Here is a 21,376-nt window from a genome sequence, read left to right on the forward strand (position 1 = left end):
TAACCTGTGAAACTTTCATCGGCTCATCATTGGAGAGAATAACATCAATATGAATCGTCTTAAATTAATCCCATGTAGTAAAAAACAGCTAGAGATTGTACGCACTTGGTCATCTGGGAAAAATGAATTGACCCAATGGGCAGGACCAAATATACGTTTCCCTCATACCCTTAACACATTTTTAACCGACCTAAAATTTCAAGAACTACCTAGTTACGGTTTAATAAACGATAAAAAAGAACTAGTTGCCTTTGGACAATATTATCAACGATTAGGTCATTGTCACTTAGGTAGGTTAATCGTAAATCCTGAATATAGAAGACAAGGTATTGCTAGCATTTTAGTAGAAACATTATCTGTGAAAGCAAAGCAGGATTTAAAGTTATCCCCTTTATCATTATTTGTTTATCAAAATAATACCGCAGCATTAACCTTATATAAAAAATTAGGTTTTATCGAAACATGCTATCCAGAAAAAATGCCTTTAGATGACTGTTTATATCTAACAAAAGTTGACTGTTGAAAACGAACATTGAAATAGAGTTGAGATAGGGACAAAGGTGTCACTCGAAAATATTCGAGTGATTACTTTGTTATTGATTGAGAAAGCGATTGATTTTCTTGAATAAACTGCACATGACGTCGTGCACTTACTTTATGTTTTTGTTGACTGATCAAACGTTTTCTTTGAATTGAATGAGATTTTTTTCGCATACAAGTCTCCTAATAAATTGAATGTTATATAAATACATTAATGGCATAAATACTTTCGACAATTAGTTTTTAGTGATCGCTCAATAAAACGATAACAAGTATTTACTTTTACAACCTAAGTATCTATGAGTTATATGACCAAATGATGACAATAAAAATTTCACCACTAATTTTTATTGTTTAACGATTATTAAAAAAAGCAAACAAGCAAACTACTTCGGGCTGGTTGCAATATCGCTAGTCTTTTGGCTATTTGGGATGGCCTCTTCTAGTAATGCTTTTTCCGCCTCTTGTAATTTCAGCGCTTCTTCTTGTTTTAACTCAGCTTGTTGTTTGTTATCCATCCAAGTTAAGGTGTCATAGTATCGTCGTATATTATCCACATAATTAATCGGTTCATCGCCACGAGCATAACCGTATTTGGTATTTTTATAGTATTTTTTCTGTTTTAATAATGGCAATCTGTCTTTTACTTCCACCCAACGATCAGGATCACCGCCTTGTTGTTTCGTTATTTTACGAGCGTCATTTAAGTGACCTAAACCAACATTATAAGAAGCAAGCGCAAACCAAAGTCGATCTGGGTGTGGCACTCTATCAGGCATCCGTTCAAACATTTGCTTAAAATATTTAGCCCCCCCTCGAATACTTTGTTCGGCATCTAAACGACTTTTAATGCCCATTTGTTTTGCGGTAGGTAAAGTTAACATCATCATACCTCTAACCCCCGTATGTGAACGAGCATGTGGTTCCCAGTGAGATTCTTGATAACTAATTGCGGCTAATAAACGCCAATCTACGTCTTGACTATATTTTTCAAAAATAGCACGATATTTCGGAAGTTTTTCTTCAACCGCTTTGATAAAAGTACGTGTATCAACATAATTAAATTCTTCAACATGTCCATAATACTTATCGTCTAACGCCAGCAATGTCCCGTTATGATGAACGCTACCAAAAAAATCAATTAAACTTGCAAGAATTGAATCATCTCCTGTATTAGCAACAGCCCATGCCATTGGCTCAGATTTTTTGATGGTAAAACCTATACTAATTTCCGGATAATAACGTCGACTGACGGCTAAGGTATGACTATCAACTATGGTATAATCAATTTCTTCCGCTAATATTTTTAAAAGCAACTCTTCGTTATCGAGTTCTTCGCTTTCTTGCCATTTCAAGCCTGCATGGCTTTCGGACAAACGAGTAAGATTTTCGACATGACTTGAGTTCGCTGTCACCATGATAGTGCCGGTAAGATCTTCTAATTCTCTCGGACGTTTTTTACCTTGTTTAAAAACGAGTTTTTGACTGATCTTGTTGTAACTGGGTGCAAAATCATACTTTTCTCGACGATTTTCTGTGACGGTAAGCCCAGCGGCAAGCAAGTCGACTTCGCCTTTATCTAAACGGCTAAAGAGTTCGTCTAAGCTGTAACTTGCCATGATTTTTAAATCAACGCCTAACGAGTCAGCATATTTTTTTGCTAATTCGTACTCAAATCCTGTGTCACCTTCAGCACCAACATAATAACTGGTTGGCCCATAAAGGGTGCCAACCACAAGATAGCCGCGCTCGAGAATGCGCGATAAACTAGCTGATTTTTTTTCCGGATTACACCCTTGTAGCAATAATATTGATACTATTGTACAAACAAAAATACTAAGTCTTTTTTGCTTCATATAAAATTGATTTTGCTTCATAAGCACTTATTGTGGCTTGGTTTTATTTTTTGTGAAAGTATTATTTCAGTATAGCTAATTTCTGATAATAATTTTGCTTATCATTGACTTCAATATCCACTATAATACGCGCGATTTTTTCCCCTAATTTAATTTACTAGTGAGTAAACAAATGGCGATGTTGATCCAAACACTTCGTGGCGCTCCGGCACTATCAGATTTTCGTATCAAAAAACTGTTAAACCAATGTGCTGAGTTAAACCTTCCTATCAACGATATTTATGCGGAGTTTACTCACTTTGCTCAATTATCATCGGCATTAGATGATACTGAAACTAAGGTACTGGCTAAATTATTAACCTATGGCCCAACCATAGAAGAACATGAGCCTGTTGGACAATTTATTTTAGTTACGCCTCGCCCTGGTACTATTTCTCCTTGGTCATCAAAATCAACCGATATTGCTCATAACTGTGGCTTAGATAAAGTAATACGGTTAGAGCGAGGGATTTCTTATTATGTTTCTGCGGATGAACTAAATGAACATCAAAAGGCGCAATTAGCAAGTTTGATTCATGACCGTATGATGGAAACGCTTTTTAATGATTATCAAGAAGCAGAACAATTATTTGCCACAGCTGAGCCGGGTCACTTTACATCTATTGATGTGCTTTCTGGCGGTCGTGCAGCATTAGATAAAGCAAACGTAGATTTAGGTCTTGCCCTTGCAGAAGATGAAATTACTTATCTTGCTGAAAACTTTGCTAAGTTAGGTCGTAACCCTAACGATATTGAATTATATATGTTCGCCCAAGCAAACTCTGAGCATTGTCGTCATAAAATCTTCAATGCTGACTGGACTATTGACGGAGTTAAACAACCAAAATCATTATTTAAAATGATCCGTAATACGCATGAAATCAACCCTGATTATGTGTTAAGTGCTTATAAAGATAATGCGGCAGTTATGGTCGGTAGTGAAGGCGGGCGATTCTTCCCAGATCCTGAAACCTTAGAATATGGCTATCATCATGAAGACATTCAAATTCTAATGAAAGTAGAAACTCATAACCACCCTACCGCGATTTCTCCGTACCCTGGAGCCGCAACAGGATCTGGTGGTGAAATTCGTGATGAAGGTGCAACCGGTGTTGGCTCAAAACCAAAAGCGGGATTAGTCGGTTTTTCTGTATCAAATTTACGTATTCCAGGTTTTGAACAACCGTGGGAAACAGACTTTGGCAAGCCTTCACGCATTGTGTCAGCCCTCGATATTATGATGGAAGGGCCATTAGGTGGCGCGGCATTTAATAATGAGTTTGGACGCCCTGCGATTTTAGGTTACTTCAGAACATATGAAGAACAAGTTAACTCATTTAACGGTGTTGAAGTTCGCGGTTATCACAAACCTATCATGCTTGCCGGTGGTTTAGGTAATATTCGTGACGAACATGTCCAAAAAGGTGAAATTAGTGTTGGCGCAAATCTAATCGCATTAGGTGGTCCAGCCATGAATATCGGCTTAGGCGGCGGTGCTGCATCTTCAATGGCATCAGGTCAATCGGCTGAAAACTTAGACTTTGCTTCGGTTCAACGTGAAAATCCAGAAATGGAAAGACGCTGTCAGGAAGTCATTGACCGTTGTTGGCAATTAGGTGATGACAACCCTATTTTATTTATTCACGATGTCGGTGCTGGCGGTTTATCCAATGCTTTCCCTGAATTAGTATCAGATGGTGGCCGTGGTGGTAATTTTGAACTACGTAATGTACCCAATGATGAACGTAGCATGGCCCCGCATGAAATTTGGTGTAATGAATCTCAAGAGCGTTATGTATTAGCGGTTTCTGATGAACGTTTAGCCGACTTTGAAGCTATTTGTAACCGAGAAAGAGCCCCTTTTGCTGTCGTAGGTAGAGCAACAGAAGAAGAGCATTTAACGGTAACGGATTCTCACCATAACAATACACCTATCGATCTACCCCTTGATGTTCTATTAGGTAAAACGCCTAAAATTATCAAAGATGTAAAATCCGTGAAAGAAACGGGTGAAGCGTTATCATTGAATGATATTTCCATCAGCGAAGCTGCTGATCGATTATTACGCTTACCGACCATTGCTGAAAAAACCTTTTTAATTACCATTGGTGATAGATCGGTAACGGGTATGGTAAACCGAGATCAAATGGTTGGCCCATGGCAAGTGCCTGTGGCGGATTGTGGCGTGACTGCAGCAGCATTAGATTCTTATCATGGTGAAGCAATGTCACTAGGTGAAAGAACGCCCGTTGCTTTACTTAACTACGGCGCATCTGCTCGTTTAGCAATTGCCGAGTCTTTAACGAATATTGCTGGTACGGACATTGGCGATTTAAATCGTATAAAATTATCAGCAAACTGGATGTCTCCAGCCGGTCACCCTGGTGAAGATGCTGGTCTTTATGAAGCCGTTAAAGCCGTTGGTGAAGAATTATGTCCCGCATTAGGGTTAACTGTTCCAGTTGGTAAAGATTCAATGTCGATGAAAACCCAATGGAATGAAAATGGTGAGCAAAAGTCGGTAACTTCACCACTGTCGCTTATTATTACCGCTTTTGGTCGTGTAGAAGATATTCGTAAAACAGTGACACCAGAGCTTCGTAGCGATAAAGGCGACACACGATTAGTTGCCATTGACTTATCGGGCGGTAAAAATCGTTTAGGTGGCTCATGTTTAGCTCAAGTATATAAACAGTTAGGCGATGAAACGCCTGATGTTGATAACGCAGAGCACTTAAAAGGTTTCTTTAATGCTATACAAACCTTAGTTCGCGAAGAAAAATTAATTGCCTATCATGACAGATCTGATGGTGGTTTATTCACAACGGTGACTGAAATGGCTTTTGCCGGTCATACCGGTGTTGATATCGATCTTTCAAACCTAGCTATGACTGATGGTGGCAGCGATTTAGAAGTATTGTTTAATGAAGAATTAGGTGCGGTGATCCAAATACGTGAAGCAGATGTAGATGATATTCACGCGACTTTTGAAAAGCACGGCATCTTATCGCTTTGTACCGATATTGGTCGTTTAAATGATTATGACATGATCACTTTTAAACGTGACGATACCGTAGTTTTAGAAAATACTCGTACTTATTTCCGCACTATTTGGGCAGAAACAACCCTTAAAATGCAAGCTTTACGCGATAATCCAGAATGTGCGCAACAAGAATTTGATGTTAAGTTTGATACAGAAGATCCTGGTTTAAACGTCGAATTAACTTATGATATCAATGAAGACATTGTCGCTGATTTAATTGCAAAAGATGCAAAAGACATTACCAATCCACGCGTGGCAATTCTACGTGAGCAAGGTGTTAACTCGCATGTTGAAATGGCAGCATCATTTGACCGTGCTGGTTTTATTGCAGTAGACGTGCACATGTCAGATATTCTCTCAGGTCGTACTGATTTAGCAGATTTTAATGGCTTAGTTGCTTGCGGCGGCTTCTCTTATGGTGACGTTTTAGGAGCTGGTGAAGGTTGGGCAAAATCCATTTTATTTAATGCGAATGCGCGCGAAATGTTTAAAACCTTCTTCCACCGTGAAGATACATTCTCTTTAGGGGTATGTAATGGTTGTCAAATGTTGTCAAACCTGAAAGAAATTATCCCAGGTGCACAAGCATGGCCACATTTTGTTCAAAACAAATCAGAGCGTTTTGAAGCACGTTTCTCACTCGTTGAAATTCAAGAAAGCCCGTCAATTTTCTTTAAAGGTATGGCTGGCTCTCGTATGCCAATTGCGGTGTCTCACGGTGAAGGTCGTGCTGAGTTCACATCAGAACAAGCCATTGCTGATACCAATAATTCGGGTACAGTTTCAATGAGATACGTGAATAATTACGGCGACGTAACAGAAACTTACCCAGCTAACCCTAATGGCTCACCCGATGGTATAACTTCTTTAACAACTACAGACGGACGAGTAACTATTATGATGCCTCATCCTGAACGTGTTTTTAGAACTGTCGCAAACTCTTGGCACCCTGACGAGTGGCAAGAAGACTCACCTTGGGTAAGAATGTTTAGAAATGCGCGTAAGTTTATTGGTTAGTATCAATTAACCGATAAACTTCCAGAAATAGAATAGGACTAAGCGAGGCTTGGTCCTTTTTTATTGCTGAGTAATAAAATATTAATGAATTACGCCCGGTTTTAACGCAAGCAAATCACAATCAAGTTTGCCTAAAACAAAGTCAATCGTATGTCCTTGAATCATTGATAAAATACCTTTATGTTCTCCACAACCTAAAACCACGATATCAGCATCCATTTTTGACGCTTGTTGGGGTAATAAGTCATCAACTAACCCCTGCTCTATATGCAAATTATCTTTATTCAAATGATGTTTTTCAGCAAGTAATGTTAAATGTTCAGAATGGCTAGAAAACTTACTTTTTTCCGGTTGAACATCAATTGTAGGAAAAGACATCAAACAACTTTCTAAATAACAGTTTAATAAATGAATATCCCCATCTAATAGGTGAGCAACATAACAAGTACTATCGACTATTTCTCGGTTGAGCCTTTGATGTACTAGTGTCTCCTCTTCTGTTTCAATAGCCGCTAAAATTTGCCCTTTATTATGCCATGTTTTATTTTTGACAAACATCGTCGGAATATTAGAAGCATACAGTAAATTTGAATTTTCATGTCCGTCAAATGACCACAAACTTTCATCTTTATTCTGGTATTCACATACCACTAAATCACAGTTATTTTGATTAAAAAAACTATGCAAAATCTTGTTTTTATCACCTACATTAAATTTCTCACAACTAATATTTATACCTTGCTGATGAGCTGATTCAACGAGTTTATGCAATAATATATATTCTTTATTTTGAGCTACTTCAGCTTTTTTTAACCATTTATTAATATAAGAAGGACTCTTTTCAAAGTACAAAACTTTGAGATTTGCATGGCTAATATTCGCAAGTTGTATTGCCTTTTTAATAGCCGGGAACCCTTCATTTTTTGAGTGTGCTAAAGCCAATATGTTGTTAATACATTCCATCGAAATAACTCCCAATGACGTTATTTTACTTATTTCTGAATAATAAACATTAGCTGAATTGTAAAAAAAACCTAAATAAGAATAAGACTGATTTAAACTAAAAAAAGCTTCGTTAGAGTAAAAAATTGTAAAATTATTAACTGTAAAGTATTCACACTGAAATGCTTATTAAAATATGACTTAAAATGAATATGTTATAAATTATTCCACCTTATAATTTTTGTTATCACTGTTAGCTTTCAAACGTCATTTCAAAAGATCAACTTTTAAATTGTAAAGATTTTTATACAGAAATAAAAATATTAAAATACAAAGTTGTTGCACTTGCAATATAATTTCGATTGGTTATTCTGTCAAAAACCATTGATAGGAAATCAACTATTATGCAATCTCATGACGCTGACCCGCTTACAGATTACATTGAGTATTCTTGTGAAGAAATGCTTGCTCGCTCAGAAACATTTTATGCCGAAATAAAGCGCCGCCATTCGATCCGCAGCTTTAGCAATCGTCCGGTCCCACAGGCTGTGATTGAAAACTGTATCAAATCTGCAGCTACGGCACCAAGCGGTGCCAATCATCAGCCTTGGCATTTTGTCGCCGTTCATAGTGACGATATTAAAAAACAAATCCGTGAACAAGCAGAAAGCCATGAGCGGAGTTTTTATGAAGGTCGAGCGGGTGAAGAGTGGCTAGATGCTTTAAAGCCTTTAGGCACTGATGCCAATAAACCCTACTTAGAAGAAGCACCTTGGTTAATTGCTATTTTTAGCCAAAAAAAGGGCGGTATTCATGCCGATGACAATAATACTAATTATTACGTCCATGAATCGGTCGGGATTGCGACTGGTTTTTTAATTAACGCACTGCATTCTTCTGGCTTAGTTACCTTAACCCACACCCCTAAGCCAATGTCTTTTTTAAGTAAAATTTGTCAACGCCCTGAAAATGACCGTGCTTACATGTTAATTATCACAGGTTATCCTGCTGAAGATGCCACGGTGCCGCATCATGCTTTAGTCAAAAAATCTTTCGACGAAGTGTGCACCATTTTATAACGAACAAATAATTACGACAAAAAAAGGAATGCTCAGTTGGCATTCCTTTTTTCAATATTGAGTCAAATATATTAACTACAATCAAGTTCAATGTCAGTACATTTTTTTGCACAACGTATCGTCGACGGTTCGTCTAAATGGCTCAAGTTTATAGTCAAGTTTTGCTTACATTGCGGACATTGGCTAATCCGGCCCGCTAACACTTTTTTGATGAAATTTTTTTGCTGATGAAAAGAGTCACTGGTTGACTTATTAAATGACTTTAATTGAGTAAGTTCAAACATAACCACTATTTGTTTTCGCTAACGCAATACCAACCATCAAATTTTCCTTTTAATGGCTCAGAGCTAGTTTCTAATAAATGCTGATAAGCCGACAGGTTTTCATAAGTAGCCGGCATTTCTGGGTAAGCGGTGATTTCCCATGGGTATTCTTCGCTTTCTTGATAACTACAAAAAGATAATTTTTGATTGTTTTCAAGTAACAATTGGCCAAATTTCAATGCCAATTCTTGATCAGGAAAAATTACAGAAAATTCTATTTCTCGTGCTTGTGAAAGATCATCGCCGTCTAACAACATTTGCCATAAAGCATCACCATTATTATCACTTGGGAAAAGTGTTAGGTCACGTTCCATTTATTTTGCCTTTTTTGTGTCTATGAGCGTTAACACAGCGCCATAGCACTTCAATACCGTATTTAGTTACCGTTAAGTTTAATAGTAAAGTTGGTAAATTAACATGTAAACTTTTAGCTAATTTCATTAAATGATAAAACCCATTATTTAATGTTCGAATTCTAGAAGCTAATTGCTACAATACGTTTTTGGGTGAAGTCCTTGTTAACTCTAACAACCCACTTGCTTTGACCAGCATAATTTAATGAAACTAAGCTTACATGATAAAATTTGAACGCCATATTAATGTTTCGACGGATAACCTCAATTTACTTGAGTTATTAGCCGAGAGTTGCAGTGAATTTTCACTAAGTAAGGCGAAATTAAAAGACGCAATCAATAAAGGCGCCTTGTGGTTGTCACGCGGTAAATATACGCAACGCATTAGAAAAATCAAAAAAAGTCTACAACCACATGATGTTATTCACTTTTACTACGATGAAAAAGTGTTGAATCAACTTCCTCCGCAAGCACAGTTAATTGCAGACCTGAATCAATACAGTGTGTGGTACAAACCATACGGCATGTTAAGTCAGGGGTCGAAATGGAGCGACCATTGCACTATTGCGCGCTGGGCAGAAACTCATTTATTACCCCAAAGACCGGCGTTTATTGTTCATCGGTTAGACCGAGCTGCATCGGGCTTAATCATCATTGCTCATAGTAAAAAAATGGCACGAGCTTTTAGCGAAATATTTGAAAATCACCATTTACAAAAAATTTATCAAATAATTGTCCACGGAATTTTACCTGATAACTTTGATAATAAAATGGGTTTAGAAGTCACTGAAAAGATTGATGATAAAAGTGCCAAATCTACATTTTACCGACTAGAGGTCGATCAACAAGCTCAATTAACTTTAGCGAAAGTAAGCATTGAAACCGGTAGAAAACATCAAATAAGAAAACACGCGGCGAGCATTCATTTACCTGTGGTGGGCGATAGGTTGCACGGCGATCAAACCAAGAAAATACCTGAGACGGTAAATTTACAATTATGTGCAGTTGAATTGCAGTTTACTTGCCCTGTCAGCCAAATAGATAAACATTTTAAATTACCAAGTCAATTATCATTATCGTTAACCGACTTGGTTAATTTATTGAGATAAATCACCGACAACATTATGCAGGGCTGTAAGTAAAATCATCATCGCTGAGAAGTTGTAATGTATCGCCAACGATATCGCTTTGCGATAGTTCAGACAATAATGCGAAACCTTGCTGACGTTGTTCAAGGGTTAGCGCTTGATAAGGCAATCTAAAGTTTGCAGAAACTGCGTTTGTCATCATTAAAGCCGTATTAATAGCAATAGGATTTGGCTCACAAAACAACCACTTCATTAAGCCATTCATTTCTCCATTCAATGAATCATTTTTTTCATCCATAAGCTTACGCATTAAACCTGGGACTATATTAGACGTAACCGAAATAACGCCGTGCGAGCCAAATTGATGACGACCATCATGACTTTCATCATCATTACCAGACCAACAGGCAATACCTTTCTTTTCATAATAAGCAATACGTTCGTTGCCCGCACACTCTTTTACCCCGATAAAATTCTCTAGTTCAGCTAATGGTTCAATAATATCCGGTGTTAAGTCTTGACCCGTACGACCTGGCACGTTGTAAATAAACGCCGGTCCAATTGCTAATACTCGTTTAAAGTGTTCAATGACACCCGCAGTAGATGTACGACCATAATAAGGATTGATTTGTAAAGCGGCGTCCATTCCCATCGCAAAGCCATTTTCAGTGGCTTTAATAGCTTCACGGGTATTATTACTACCGGTATTACCCACAATAATTAACTTTTCGCCATATTGATGAACACTATGTGCAATTAACATTAAGTGCTCTTCCCAACTCAATAAATGACCTTCACCGGTTGTACCTCCAACAATAATACCATCAACACCTGCAGCTATTTGCTCAGCGATTAATTTATCGTACGTCGGTAAATCAATATCACCATTGCTGTGGTATGGGGTTTTTATCGCGGTAATTAAACTAGCGGCTTTTAATTGCTTCATCCGTAATCTCATGTATTGGGTTAAATATTTAAAGGGTGGAAACTAGCAGTGGGCGATCTTATCAATAACGCGTCTAAGGATAAACACCTCATTGCTAACAATATGCTTATATTTAAAAAATTGATGGGTTAATTCTAAGACCTTATAGGCATGATAATTATTTTGGTCAGCTAAATCTGCGGCGTATTGTTCATCATCGATGTATTCTGCTTTTGCTATAGTAAAATGGATATCACCAACAAGTCCCCAATCACCAAACTCGATCGAGTGTTCTATTACTTCACCTTGCTTTCCATGGATTGAAAAAGCAAATTCATATGCCCCATCTTCAGACATTTTAGCAAGTTCTGTTTGAATGGCGCCATCTGGTAGCACTTCGCTACGATACCAAGAACCAAATAATTGTTGCCGTTGAAAATTCATCTTTGAAAATAATTAATTTCTTTACCGGCAATAATACGCTATTCATACATACTAGGCATTAAAAAAGCGACAATAAGTCGCTTAAATTAACTACTTTTTTAACCATAGGTCAGCAGATATTAATTTTTCCGTAATTTGACACCGCCATTAACACTTTCAATAGAAATACGTATATCTCCAGAGCCAATCGTTCCGTGTAAATTTTTACCAGAGAACATGTTTTTATTAACCGATAAGCCAAAGTCATTTCGGATACTTCCGTTCATCGTATCTATTTCAACATCGGCATTAATTGACTCAGGTAAATTTAATTCTATACGGCCGTTAACGGTATCTATAGAGATATCGCGTAAATCATTGGATAGCGACTGATAGGTGGCGACTATACTCCCGTTGACGGAATTGATTTCGCTGTCTTTTGTTAAGCCTTTAGCCTCAATAGACCCATTGACTAAATCAATATTGACCTCGCCTTCTACGCCTTCAACAATTAATGAGCCGTTAACTAAATCAATAGAAGACAAGCGAGTATATCGTGGCACCATCACGGTATATTCAACACTACCGGAGTGATTCCTCCCCCACCCTGATGATTTTTTATAATGCGTTTCAACACTTATACCACGATCATTCTCATTCATTTCAATCGTGATCCTTTCTCGTGCAGCTTGATTTTTAGCTTTAATAACAGCATTCACTTTAATTTTATCATTATCCCAAGCACGTATTTCCACATCACCATTGACATTATCTAAGCGAAATTCAGTTGGCTCTGCTACTGTAAATATTTTAGTAATTTCATCATGTACTTCCGCCGTTGCAGTACCACTAAGTATTGATGTCAACAAAACGAAACCAACAACACTACTCATATTTAATAATTTCATCTTTATTCCTTTTCTCATAAACTTGATTTATACCATTAGTAACAACAAATAATAAAAAGGTTTAAATACCCTCAGTAAATAGTTAAATTACTTTCCTAGCGTGAGTATTAATAACAGGGACACAGGTTTGGATAATCTTAAGATTCAATTGCTTTTAACCGGAAATGAATTGATGGTGGGAGATATTATTGATTCAAATTCTGCCATGATTGCACAATATTTATTACCTTTAGGTGCTTCGATTGAGCGGAAAGTAACGGTGGCAGATGACATAGAGTTACTCATTCATGAAATTCAAACAATAAGTAAACAGGCCGATGTACTGATCATTAATGGTGGTTTAGGTCCAACAATTGATGATTTAACCGCACAAGCACTTGCCAAAAGCTGTCAGCTGCCTTTAACAGAACACCCTAGTGCTGTTAACCATCTACAAGATTGGGCGAGTCGTCGCGGCATTCCTTTAGATAAAACAAACCTAAAACAAGCGATGCTTCCCCAAAGTGTCAATATTATCGAAAATAGGACGGGAAGCGCTGTCGGTTTCCATCTTAATTTTCAACAATGCGATATATATTGTACACCTGGAGTACCTAGCGAATTAGCCATCATGCTCCAAGAAGAAGTGATACCGTTAATACAACCCAAATTATCACAACATCAGCATTATCAGGTATTACGACTTCATGTTTTCGGGCTAGGTGAATCAACTTTACAAGCGTTATTAGTAGAAAAATTCCCTGCGTGGCCAAAAGAAGTTGATATTGGCTTTAGAGCTTCTTCACCCTTTTTAGAATTAAAATTAACGATTCATCAAAAGCAACATATTGAGAGTTTAACAACGTGTCGAGATAAACTTTATCATTTATTAGGGGATCATATTTTATCCCAACTGAATGATAAAACGCCCACCATGGCAGAATACGTATTACACTTATTACAACAAAAAAATCAAAGTATTTGCACTGCGGAGTCTTGTACCGGCGGTTTGATATCAAGTTTATTGACGAATATTGCTGGTTCTTCCAAATCATTTGAAGCGGGATACGTTACTTACTCCAATAAAGCTAAACAACAGATGCTAGATGTCAGCAATGAAACACTTCAACAATATGGTGCTGTTAGCGAACAAGTGGTTATCGAAATGGCACAAGGTGCATTAGCGAAATCTGATGCTACTTATGCAATTGCTGTTTCTGGGATTGCTGGTCCAGATGGTGGTTCGAAAGAAAAACCAGTCGGCTCTGTATGGATAGCCTGGGGAAGTGACAAAAAGATCAAAACCGTTTACCTTTGTATAAAAGGCACAAGACGTTACTTTCAAACGGCTGTAGCCAATAGAGCATTAGATTTAATAAGACGAGAATTAATTGCTAGTACGCAACAACCTTATTATTTTAACTAAAAAAGAAAGGCATAAGTCACACGCCATAATAGTAACTTTTTCATGTGATAACTTGTTATTTATTGCGTATTAAATCAAAACTTTATATATTTATATTAATCTAAACTAAACTGTCACAAAAAAAAGGCAATAGGGTGTGAAAAATATTGGCTATGAATAAAGATATTTAGTGTCTTAACAGGGAAATCCCGATAATTTATTAGCCTTTAACATCATCATAAAGCTATTTAGGAGTATATTTTGATTGAGAAGAATTTTATCACCAGTGGTAGAAACACAATCATCCATAAAATTCGTAAGTTTGATTTATTAATCATCAATGGTGCTCACCCGGTTGTGGTAATCAGTAATAGAGGTATTGGCATATATACCGGAGAGATACCTCGAAAAAAATCAGATGCAAAAAAAGCTTATCAAGATGTTGTTGATGTTGCCTCTACCGATGTATTCGGTGAAGAGAAAACGTTGATATTTATCCAAGCATTGGATAATAAAGAATATAAAATTGATTATTCTAAAGTTGGCACCAAAAACTTCATTAGAATTCATCAAGAAAATTATACTTAACATTCTTTGTAATAAAGTAATAATTAAGTAAAAGAGAGCTTATAACGTGACCATAGCGTGTTTAGAAATCAATAAAAAAGATAATATCGACTTATTATTGCAACCAGTAAAAGACGATAAGTTGATCACTGAAGTTACAATTAACGAGCTTATTGAAAATTCAGAATATTCTGATTTATATGTTGATAACGGTAACATTAAAAACGCTATCGCTGAATTAAACAGCGTTTTAAAACCTCTACAAGCGAACCAGTCTGGTCGCGAGATACGATATCAAGTTTTAGAAAGACGTGACGCCAAGATTTCCATTGAAATAGATAAAGATGAAATGTCTGCTACCGGTGAAATATCCACAGCGTTAGGTGGTAAACATTTATCTGCAAAAGCAATTCTTCATGCCGCACAAAAAGCCGGAGTGACTAAAGGTTTTAGTAAAGAAGAATTAGTAAAACTTGCCCAATACGCTGCAAAAGAGCCACCGGGTTCTATAGTTAAAGGCAAAATAGCACTAGGTAAAGACCCGATCAATGGTCAAGATGGCAATATAAAATTATTGGTTGAAAGTGCGCAACAAAGAATACTCAAGCCGAAAGAAAAAGAAGATGGCTCTGTTGATATGCGTGATTTAGGCGACATCATTTGCGTAAGAGTTGGCGATCCATTAGCGAAAAAAATCCCTCCGACAGAAGGCATAAAAGGTTTTTCTGTTACCGGAACGCCATTAGAGCCGGTTCCTGGTGAAGACGTTTCATTAAATGTAGGTGAAGGCACAACCATCAGTCCTAAAAATAAAGATGTGTTAGTTTCAACCCGAGTGGGTTTACCGCGTGTTATTGATAACGGTATGGAAGTTGATGAAGTCTATAAAATCAAAAACGTCGATGTGAGTACCGGACACATTCAATTTGAAGGGAGTGTGATCATTGATGGTGACGTTTGTGAAGGGATGAAAGTGATCGCAAGCGGTGATATTTCTGTTGCTGGTTTTGTTGAATCGGCGTATTTAGAGTCAGGCGGTGATATCACGATTGGCGGCGGCATAATCGGTAAAAAACAAGATGTTGAAGTTCAAAAAATGACCGACATCATCATGAGTGTCTCCATTAAAGCGGCTGGGAAAGTTTTTGCTAAATATTGTCAATATGCTGATATTGCTTGTAAAGAAATGCGCATTGAAAATCAAATGATGCATAGCATCATAAATGTAGAAGATAAATTATGGTTAGGCACGGAAGATAAAGCAAACGGTAAATTAATTGCGGGCTTTATTAGTGCTGGGAGTTCAGTTCATGCTGGCACTGTTGGTGCTACAGCGGGAAGCACAACCATTATTACTTTTGAGAAACGTTTAGAAGAAATCCAAGAAAAACTCAGCGCAATAGAAGACAAACTAGAAGTTGAATCTAACGCGACCAATGAATTAAAAGAAGCGAGCAACAAGTTAAAAAAATTACCAAAAGATAAAGTGAACCCTGAAGTCTTAAATAAAGTCATGTCTACTTATAAACATCACGCGGAACGCATGGGAACTTTACTTAACGAAAAAGAAAGTGTCGAAGAAGAAAAAAATAATTATATGGCCTGTGTTTTTGTCGAAGCAAGTGAGCGTATTTATCAAAGTGTACAGTTAATTATCGGTGAATATCATGATAAAACCAAAAGAGAATATGGGCCAAGTAAAATGCGCTATAAAGAAAGAAAAATAATTATAGATCCCATCGTAAATTCTTAATGCGTCTTTCGATACATGTATAAATTTTTTCGTAATTTAGCACTAGTTAGCACTTCACTGTTTATACCGCATGCTTTAGCTCACCAATGTGATATAAACCTGAATTACGGTGTAATCATTGACCCTACACATGTGCGAATAATTGATAATGGCAAAACCTATGTTCAAGTAAATGGCGCGAGCCAGTTATTCATAAACGGTAGTGAAATCGAATTATCCGCGCCTCAACGACAACTGATCAAAGAGTATTTTTCCGGAATACGTAGTCAAATCCCTGAAATAGTTTCTATCGCCATTGAAAGCGTCGACGTTGGGTTAAACGTAGTGAATAAAGTCATCGCAGGGATCACCGGAGAAAACAGCGCATCTCATCAGAAACTGCAGAAACAATTCGACGAATTACAATGGCGTATCCGTACCCGCTTTAATCATAGCGACAATAGCTTTTATATCGCGCCTCAAGATTTCGATAATTTTGATGATGTGTTAGCCGGTGAGTTTGAAGAAGAAATTGAGGCTATCATTGCTAACTCAATCGGAACAATTGTTTCGGCTGTTGGAAAAGCAATGAGTAATAGTGATAGCGAAAGTAGTGAACAAAGACCTAATACCCATGTAAATAACATGGGAAATATTAGTAAAGAACTTAAATTGAATACCAAAGTCAGTACGATTGAATCTAAGGTTTCTGCATTTTGCCAACAATTAAAAGCATTAAATATCGTTGAGCAACAACTAAGTGACGATATTAATGCCCTTAAATCATTTAACTTAATTGATAAACATTAATGCTTATATCGTCACCGACTCCCCTTTTATGGTGTAATTTATCTATTGCGGTGTAATTTTCTCAACCGCTTGTGCAAATTTATTTTTAAATGGCTCCGAAGACTTAATACATTCCGTCACTTTATAAACCTTTTGTTTTTCTTCAGATAAAGTTGTCATTGTCGTTGAATTTGTTAATGTTTTTGGTAATTTAGACAATTCTTTCGCATTAATAATTTGATACAGAATCGTTTTTTGGCCACCATATAAAGTGACGAAACATTTTGTTTTAATCGTATTGTCTTGGATAGATGATTTTGCTATCCCTTGATGACTTACTATCATCAAAGTGGTACTCGCCACGAAAAGTAATATTTTATTCATTTTACTGCTCCCAGCAATTACTGCTTGGTGTTTTCTTGCCCGTTTCAGTAATTGTCATTGTTTTACAATTGGTGTCTTTTGTTTGGGTGCCTTTGGCCGTAGCCGTTAATGTAAAAGTTTCACCAACAACCTTAGCATCAATACTATAAAAGCCACTCTCAGTGATATATGGATCGGCTGCTAAGCCTAATTTAGTCATATCAGCGGTATACGCGCGACTATCAACGTAAAGTTGTTCTTGTAAATTAGCAAGGCGAACTAGCTCTCTTTGTCCTTCAGATCTATTAGATTTAAGAACAAAGTCTATGTATGACGGATAGGCCACAGAAGCTAATATACCAATAATAGCGACTACTATCAGCAGCTCTACTAAGGTAAAGCCCTGTAACTTTTTAATGTTATTTTTCATTAATTATTCTCATCAATATAAAGGTGTGTTCTCATCGTTTGTAAACTAAAACCCACAGGTACTATTTTTCGGCCAACAATAATATTGCCAACGGCTTCATCTATGGTGTTCTCATCACCATCGTCTTCAGGTACGACAATTAAAGTTGGTGTCCCTAAAAATTGTTCACTGATGTAAACTTTTCGTTCATCACCATCGGTTATACCATCAGGATTTTCTGAATCCACCCAATTATATTTTTTAGTTCCAAGTGCTAAATCAACTGCATATAACCAGCCTTGACCACCTGGTATTTCACAAATCGCCTGATTACCAACCAATGATGGCGGCATAAAAGAAGTAAAATATGCCACGCCTTTAATAACAATAGCGGACTCGGTATTTTTTTCACCGTCTGACTTGCCAAAGTTTATATACCAACCTTGCTTCTGACTAACCGCAAGCTCTAAAGTATTTAGCTGGGTCGTGGTCATCGTTTGGCCAAATGGATTATTTGTATAATCATACAATTGGCTCATCGTGATCGCTGTTGGCGCCGGTATTGTTGGCAGAGTTTTACTTGGAAAAGATTGTGTTTTGATATTTTCATCTTTGATCATAAAGAAACTATCTTGTGTATCTTCTCCAAGTGGATTAGATCTATCGCCACTACCTATGAGGATTGCTTCATAAGGTTTTTCTTGTTTACTGGTAATTTTAGTCGTCGCACCTTCTTCATCGGTTACCGTTGTTTCGATAGTTTCAGTGATAAAAGTTCTAACAATTGAAGGTTCGTTAAAAAAACGACGGTCAGTATCATTTGTGGTACCTCCCAACGATGCTAACTTAAATACTGTCCATGGGTTATTAGCATCTGTTGGACTTTCATCTGGCATATCGACACGCCAAAGGTTTCCTCCAGTATCTCCGGCATATAAGCGATCAACCAAACCATCACCATTACTATCTAACATGCCAATACTAGAAGGGATACTATCAGTTATCCCAGTAAATGTTGTTGTGCCACCGCTCGGTGCTAAACTCCATTTTAACGTACCTGTTTTTGCATCTACCATATAGATAGCGCGGCCTTTAGAATCATTTCCGCCCACACCAGCAGCGTCTTTTCCTGCATCATAACCACCACCAAATATTAATACTGGCTCTGCAGTTGTCCCCGTGACATTAAGCGCAGAATAAGCAATTTTAGGTTGCGACCATGATTGGCCTAATTCGCTAAATCCTGGGGTGTTACTATCAATTTTCCATAAAAATTTAGGAGAGGTAGGCGATGTTATATCAAGTGCATAATACGATGAACCACCACGACGAAGTCCAAAAAAGATATACACTTTATCCGAACCATTAACAATGCCATCACCGTTTGCATCATTAATATAAGACGTTATACGCCCGTCAATGCCATATACTTTATCCGCAGATGAATAGTTATTTCTCAGATGTTTAATATTTGGGAAAAACTCTTTAGGTAAAAAGGCCCAATTCTCAGTCACCACATCGGTATCTGTATTATCTTCAAACATATGAAGCACGCCAGCATTTGTCCCTATGACAATACGGATACTATCACCATAATTCACCACTAAAGGTTTTGAATGTAATGGATCACCAAATACATCGTATCGCATGTCGGTGGTGGAATTATCATCATCTTCATCATCGACATCCATACCCGCATGCCAATTTAACGTATCATCAATTTCATCTTCTAACACATCTAGCTCTGCTGCTAAACCTGCCGCATCGGTAAAAGCTTTTTCAGCATTTGAACGGTTAAAGGTTACTAAGCTATCTCCGTCAACCGTTAAATCGCTGTAAAGTGTTCTACTGGTCATATTTCGCAGCATATCTGCAACGCCACCTTCTGCAACTTTATCGCCATCTTTCGAATTGGTTTTTGACCAAAAGCTGGTGACACTGTCTGAAAAATGTCCTGTATCATCATTCAACGCCGGTACACTTGACTGCCCTACTTGCTCACCACCTATGACTTTATATTTTTTCAAATTACCTTGCCAACGTGGGCCATTTTGCGGATTAAACATGGCGTAGTAAACGGCATTTAATGTTTCTGTTCTATCAAAGTTATTTGAAGCAACAGAGGCCGAGGTTAAACTATCGTTACTCGGTTCTAATTCACCGAGTGCTGTTAAAAGTGCCGCCGTTAACTGAACACTATCTTTAGCTTTAAAGTATTGCCCTCCACCTCTTGAAGCAGTTTCTTTTAAAAGATCTGCTGCACTATCCGCACCTTTACTAAATCCTATAGTAAAGGTACTCACTTTCTGAGAGCCGTCTAAATCGACGTTAACATCGTAGTCATTCATCCAACCTGCTAAGCCTGCTAAATAATTACTTTTATATTTTGTGCCATTAAAATTTACTGTACTGCCATCTTCCTCACTCGTTAGCGCTTTAATTTTTGTATCAGCACCATTATCATACGTTGGCTCACCATCGGTAATTAAAATAACATAAGCTTTTCCATTACAATTACTAAACGGTGTGATGTATTTACCGCTACTTTCTATAGAAGTATCTCTTGGCGGATTATTCTTTTTATAAGAGCCTCCTTGGCTCTGATCATCATCGCCAAAATCTACCGCTTTACCAGCAAAATAATTATAAGCTTCGTAAAGAGACTCACAAAGCGGTGTCCACGTTTGCGCTTTTAATTCATCATTTATGATTTTTAAAAATGCAGCTTGTTTGGTGTTATCAAGTTCATCAATACCAAAAACTATACGCCCACCATTAGGATCTGTTGATTTATCACCATCATCATAATTAAAAATCTGCAAACCAAAATCTACCGATGGAGCTGATTTAATTACATTGGTAATACTTTCTTTCGCTTGATCTAAACGGGATCTGGAAACTTGGGCTATATCTTCACCATGATGCCAGCGTAAATAATTGTCAGTATATAATGTCACTAAGGTACCAGACCAACTGACATTAGAATCATTGACATCAGTGGTATGATAAACAGGATTTTTTTTGTCACCTTGGTTATCAACAGGATAACCAGAATCTAGTCCATCTACATTGGTAGGATCTTCATTCGTGACGTCATCTTCACAATCAATCACTTCAATATTAGCGCCATTGTTGTCAGGTAATTCTTCCCATGTTCCTGTATTACCTTTTAACGAATACTCGCGAATATGCCCAGTATAAAAACCTGTAGTAGCTAAAATATCTCGTGCCGTTTGACAGCTATTGATTTCATCTAAAAAGCGACGTGATTCACTTGGGCTATCAGGTACAGGTAAACTTACACCATCAACGCCGCCTTTCACGAAATAGACAAACTTATCAGACAGAGAGTTTAAGCCACCAACCGCGTCATACTCAGTGTCAGGATCATAGGATGCGTTGACATTTTCTACTGTTCCCATACTGCCGGAATTATCAAAAATAATTAATACCTGCGGGCGTTGAGCTAACTGTTTAACCGTATCACTAATATAGAGCTCAATATCTTCTCCGATTGAAAAAAAAGATAAAGTGAGTGCAGACGTTAAAATCAGCGTTAGAATTTTCTTCATATTCCTATCCCCATGAATCGAATG

General features: G+C 37.3%; 19 protein-coding genes. 8 read left to right on the forward strand and 11 right to left on the reverse strand.

Translation table 11 applies throughout. The annotated features are described in order from the left end of the window. Positions 1 to 49 precede the first annotated feature (49 nt). Entirely contained in the window at positions 50 to 523 is a 474-nt protein-coding gene (locus ABXH06_RS10390; RefSeq protein WP_353518170.1) for a GNAT family N-acetyltransferase, read from the forward strand. A 62-nt stretch (positions 524 to 585) separates the two neighbouring features. Here ABXH06_RS10390 and ABXH06_RS10395 read toward each other — a convergent pair whose 3' ends face one another. Next, on the reverse strand, positions 586 to 714 hold the full coding sequence (locus ABXH06_RS10395) for a hypothetical protein (protein ID WP_311576513.1): 129 nt from the start codon (positions 712 to 714) through the stop codon (positions 586 to 588). A 212-nt stretch (positions 715 to 926) separates the two neighbouring features. Next, positions 927 to 2,396: a membrane-bound lytic murein transglycosylase MltF gene (gene mltF / locus ABXH06_RS10400; RefSeq protein WP_353518171.1), complete on the reverse strand. Its 1,470-nt coding sequence runs from the start codon at positions 2,394 to 2,396 to the stop codon at positions 927 to 929. A 178-nt stretch (positions 2,397 to 2,574) separates the two neighbouring features. Between mltF and purL the strand changes: the two genes are divergently transcribed. Continuing rightward, positions 2,575 to 6,495, forward strand: coding sequence for a phosphoribosylformylglycinamidine synthase (purL, locus tag ABXH06_RS10405; protein WP_353518324.1), 3,921 nt, complete (start codon positions 2,575 to 2,577; stop codon positions 6,493 to 6,495). Between the two features lie 81 nt (positions 6,496 to 6,576). On the opposite strand, the gene ABXH06_RS10410 is transcribed toward purL, so the two are convergent. Further along, complete coding sequence (locus ABXH06_RS10410; protein ID WP_353518172.1) at positions 6,577 to 7,458, reverse strand: universal stress protein; 882 nt, start codon at positions 7,456 to 7,458, stop codon at positions 6,577 to 6,579. Positions 7,459 to 7,841: 383 nt separating this feature from the next. On the opposite strand from ABXH06_RS10410, the gene ABXH06_RS10415 reads away from it, so the two are divergent. After that, positions 7,842 to 8,516 (forward strand): nitroreductase family protein, encoded by a 675-nt coding sequence (locus ABXH06_RS10415; RefSeq protein WP_311576522.1) that lies wholly within the window; start codon positions 7,842 to 7,844, stop codon positions 8,514 to 8,516. A 71-nt stretch (positions 8,517 to 8,587) separates the two neighbouring features. Here the strand turns inward: ABXH06_RS10415 and ABXH06_RS10420 are convergent, their stop codons facing one another. Then, a complete protein-coding gene (locus ABXH06_RS10420; RefSeq protein ID WP_353518173.1) occupies positions 8,588 to 8,800 on the reverse strand; it encodes a hypothetical protein in 213 nt (70 codons plus the stop codon). Between the two features lie 5 nt (positions 8,801 to 8,805). Continuing rightward, positions 8,806 to 9,153 carry a ribonuclease E inhibitor RraB gene (locus ABXH06_RS10425; RefSeq protein WP_311576528.1) on the reverse strand — a complete coding sequence of 116 codons (348 nt, stop codon included), beginning with the start codon at positions 9,151 to 9,153 and terminating at the stop codon, positions 8,806 to 8,808. A 260-nt stretch (positions 9,154 to 9,413) separates the two neighbouring features. On the opposite strand from ABXH06_RS10425, the gene ABXH06_RS10430 reads away from it, so the two are divergent. Then, positions 9,414 to 10,301: a pseudouridine synthase family protein gene (locus tag ABXH06_RS10430; protein WP_353518174.1), complete on the forward strand. Its 888-nt coding sequence runs from the start codon at positions 9,414 to 9,416 to the stop codon at positions 10,299 to 10,301. 13 nt (positions 10,302 to 10,314) lie between these two features. Here the strand turns inward: ABXH06_RS10430 and dapA are convergent, their stop codons facing one another. The 3 genes from dapA to ABXH06_RS10445 form a co-directional block, all read right to left on the reverse strand. Further along, positions 10,315 to 11,226, reverse strand: coding sequence for a 4-hydroxy-tetrahydrodipicolinate synthase (gene dapA / locus ABXH06_RS10435; protein ID WP_432280195.1), 912 nt, complete (start codon positions 11,224 to 11,226; stop codon positions 10,315 to 10,317). A 42-nt stretch (positions 11,227 to 11,268) separates the two neighbouring features. Beyond that, the gene (locus ABXH06_RS10440) at positions 11,269 to 11,649 is read right to left on the reverse strand and encodes a hypothetical protein (RefSeq protein ID WP_311576539.1); all 381 of its coding nucleotides are present in this window, start codon (positions 11,647 to 11,649) and stop codon (positions 11,269 to 11,271) included. 119 nt (positions 11,650 to 11,768) lie between these two features. Further along, a complete protein-coding gene (locus ABXH06_RS10445; protein ID WP_311576542.1) occupies positions 11,769 to 12,536 on the reverse strand; it encodes a DUF4097 family beta strand repeat-containing protein in 768 nt (255 codons plus the stop codon). Between the two features lie 127 nt (positions 12,537 to 12,663). Between ABXH06_RS10445 and ABXH06_RS10450 the strand changes: the two genes are divergently transcribed. The 4 genes from ABXH06_RS10450 (at position 12,664) to ABXH06_RS10465 (ending at position 17,029) form a co-directional block, all read left to right on the forward strand. Continuing rightward, positions 12,664 to 13,941: a CinA family nicotinamide mononucleotide deamidase-related protein gene (locus tag ABXH06_RS10450; RefSeq protein WP_311576545.1), complete on the forward strand. Its 1,278-nt coding sequence runs from the start codon at positions 12,664 to 12,666 to the stop codon at positions 13,939 to 13,941. A gap of 240 nt (positions 13,942 to 14,181) precedes the next feature. Next, on the forward strand, positions 14,182 to 14,508 hold the full coding sequence (locus ABXH06_RS10455; RefSeq protein WP_353518175.1) for a hypothetical protein: 327 nt from the start codon (positions 14,182 to 14,184) through the stop codon (positions 14,506 to 14,508). A gap of 46 nt (positions 14,509 to 14,554) precedes the next feature. After that, a complete protein-coding gene (locus ABXH06_RS10460) occupies positions 14,555 to 16,240 on the forward strand; it encodes a flagellar assembly protein A (protein ID WP_353518176.1) in 1,686 nt (561 codons plus the stop codon). A gap of 15 nt (positions 16,241 to 16,255) precedes the next feature. Beyond that, on the forward strand, positions 16,256 to 17,029 hold the full coding sequence (locus tag ABXH06_RS10465) for a DUF2884 family protein (protein WP_353518177.1): 774 nt from the start codon (positions 16,256 to 16,258) through the stop codon (positions 17,027 to 17,029). Positions 17,030 to 17,071: 42 nt separating this feature from the next. Here the strand turns inward: ABXH06_RS10465 and ABXH06_RS10470 are convergent, their stop codons facing one another. Genes ABXH06_RS10470 through ABXH06_RS10480 form a run of 3 tightly spaced genes read right to left on the reverse strand, consistent with a single transcriptional unit; the run spans position 17,072 to position 21,352 of the window. After that, positions 17,072 to 17,392, reverse strand: coding sequence for a TapY2 family type IVa secretion system protein (locus tag ABXH06_RS10470; protein WP_353518178.1), 321 nt, complete (start codon positions 17,390 to 17,392; stop codon positions 17,072 to 17,074). 1 nt (position 17,393) lies between these two features. Further along, complete coding sequence (locus tag ABXH06_RS10475; RefSeq protein ID WP_311576562.1) at positions 17,394 to 17,801, reverse strand: type IV pilin protein; 408 nt, start codon at positions 17,799 to 17,801, stop codon at positions 17,394 to 17,396. Further along, a complete protein-coding gene (locus ABXH06_RS10480; protein ID WP_353518179.1) occupies positions 17,801 to 21,352 on the reverse strand; it encodes a pilus assembly protein in 3,552 nt (1,183 codons plus the stop codon). The genes ABXH06_RS10475 and ABXH06_RS10480 overlap by 1 nt, the downstream gene beginning before the upstream one ends. Positions 21,353 to 21,376: the final 24 nt, after the last annotated feature.

Source organism: Thalassotalea sp. SU-HH00458 (assembly GCF_040362795.1).
Lineage (GTDB): Bacteria > Pseudomonadota > Gammaproteobacteria > Enterobacterales > Alteromonadaceae > Thalassotalea_H > Thalassotalea_H castellviae.

What these genes read in the sequence shown, in the direction of transcription:
- ABXH06_RS10395 (WP_311576513.1), bottom strand. Translation starts at nt 714, where the DNA reads ATGCGAAAAAAATCTCATTCAATTCAAAGAAAACGTTTGATCAGTCAA.
- dapA (WP_432280195.1), bottom strand. Translation starts at nt 11,226, where the DNA reads ATGAAGCAATTAAAAGCCGCTAGTTTAATTACCGCGATAAAAACCCCA.
- ABXH06_RS10465 (WP_353518177.1), top strand. Translation starts at nt 16,256, where the DNA reads ATGTATAAATTTTTTCGTAATTTAGCACTAGTTAGCACTTCACTGTTT.
- ABXH06_RS10480 (WP_353518179.1), bottom strand. Translation starts at nt 21,352, where the DNA reads ATGAAGAAAATTCTAACGCTGATTTTAACGTCTGCACTCACTTTATCT.
- ABXH06_RS10470 (WP_353518178.1), bottom strand. Translation starts at nt 17,392, where the DNA reads ATGAATAAAATATTACTTTTCGTGGCGAGTACCACTTTGATGATAGTA.
- ABXH06_RS10430 (WP_353518174.1), top strand. Translation starts at nt 9,414, where the DNA reads ATGATAAAATTTGAACGCCATATTAATGTTTCGACGGATAACCTCAAT.
- ABXH06_RS10410 (WP_353518172.1), bottom strand. Translation starts at nt 7,458, where the DNA reads ATGGAATGTATTAACAACATATTGGCTTTAGCACACTCAAAAAATGAA.
- ABXH06_RS10425 (WP_311576528.1), bottom strand. Translation starts at nt 9,153, where the DNA reads ATGGAACGTGACCTAACACTTTTCCCAAGTGATAATAATGGTGATGCT.
- purL (WP_353518324.1), top strand. Translation starts at nt 2,575, where the DNA reads ATGTTGATCCAAACACTTCGTGGCGCTCCGGCACTATCAGATTTTCGT.
- mltF (WP_353518171.1), bottom strand. Translation starts at nt 2,396, where the DNA reads ATGAAGCAAAAAAGACTTAGTATTTTTGTTTGTACAATAGTATCAATA.
- ABXH06_RS10390 (WP_353518170.1), top strand. Translation starts at nt 50, where the DNA reads ATGAATCGTCTTAAATTAATCCCATGTAGTAAAAAACAGCTAGAGATT.
- ABXH06_RS10420 (WP_353518173.1), bottom strand. Translation starts at nt 8,800, where the DNA reads ATGTTTGAACTTACTCAATTAAAGTCATTTAATAAGTCAACCAGTGAC.
- ABXH06_RS10440 (WP_311576539.1), bottom strand. Translation starts at nt 11,649, where the DNA reads ATGAATTTTCAACGGCAACAATTATTTGGTTCTTGGTATCGTAGCGAA.
- ABXH06_RS10415 (WP_311576522.1), top strand. Translation starts at nt 7,842, where the DNA reads ATGCAATCTCATGACGCTGACCCGCTTACAGATTACATTGAGTATTCT.
- ABXH06_RS10445 (WP_311576542.1), bottom strand. Translation starts at nt 12,536, where the DNA reads ATGAAATTATTAAATATGAGTAGTGTTGTTGGTTTCGTTTTGTTGACA.
- ABXH06_RS10475 (WP_311576562.1), bottom strand. Translation starts at nt 17,801, where the DNA reads ATGAAAAATAACATTAAAAAGTTACAGGGCTTTACCTTAGTAGAGCTG.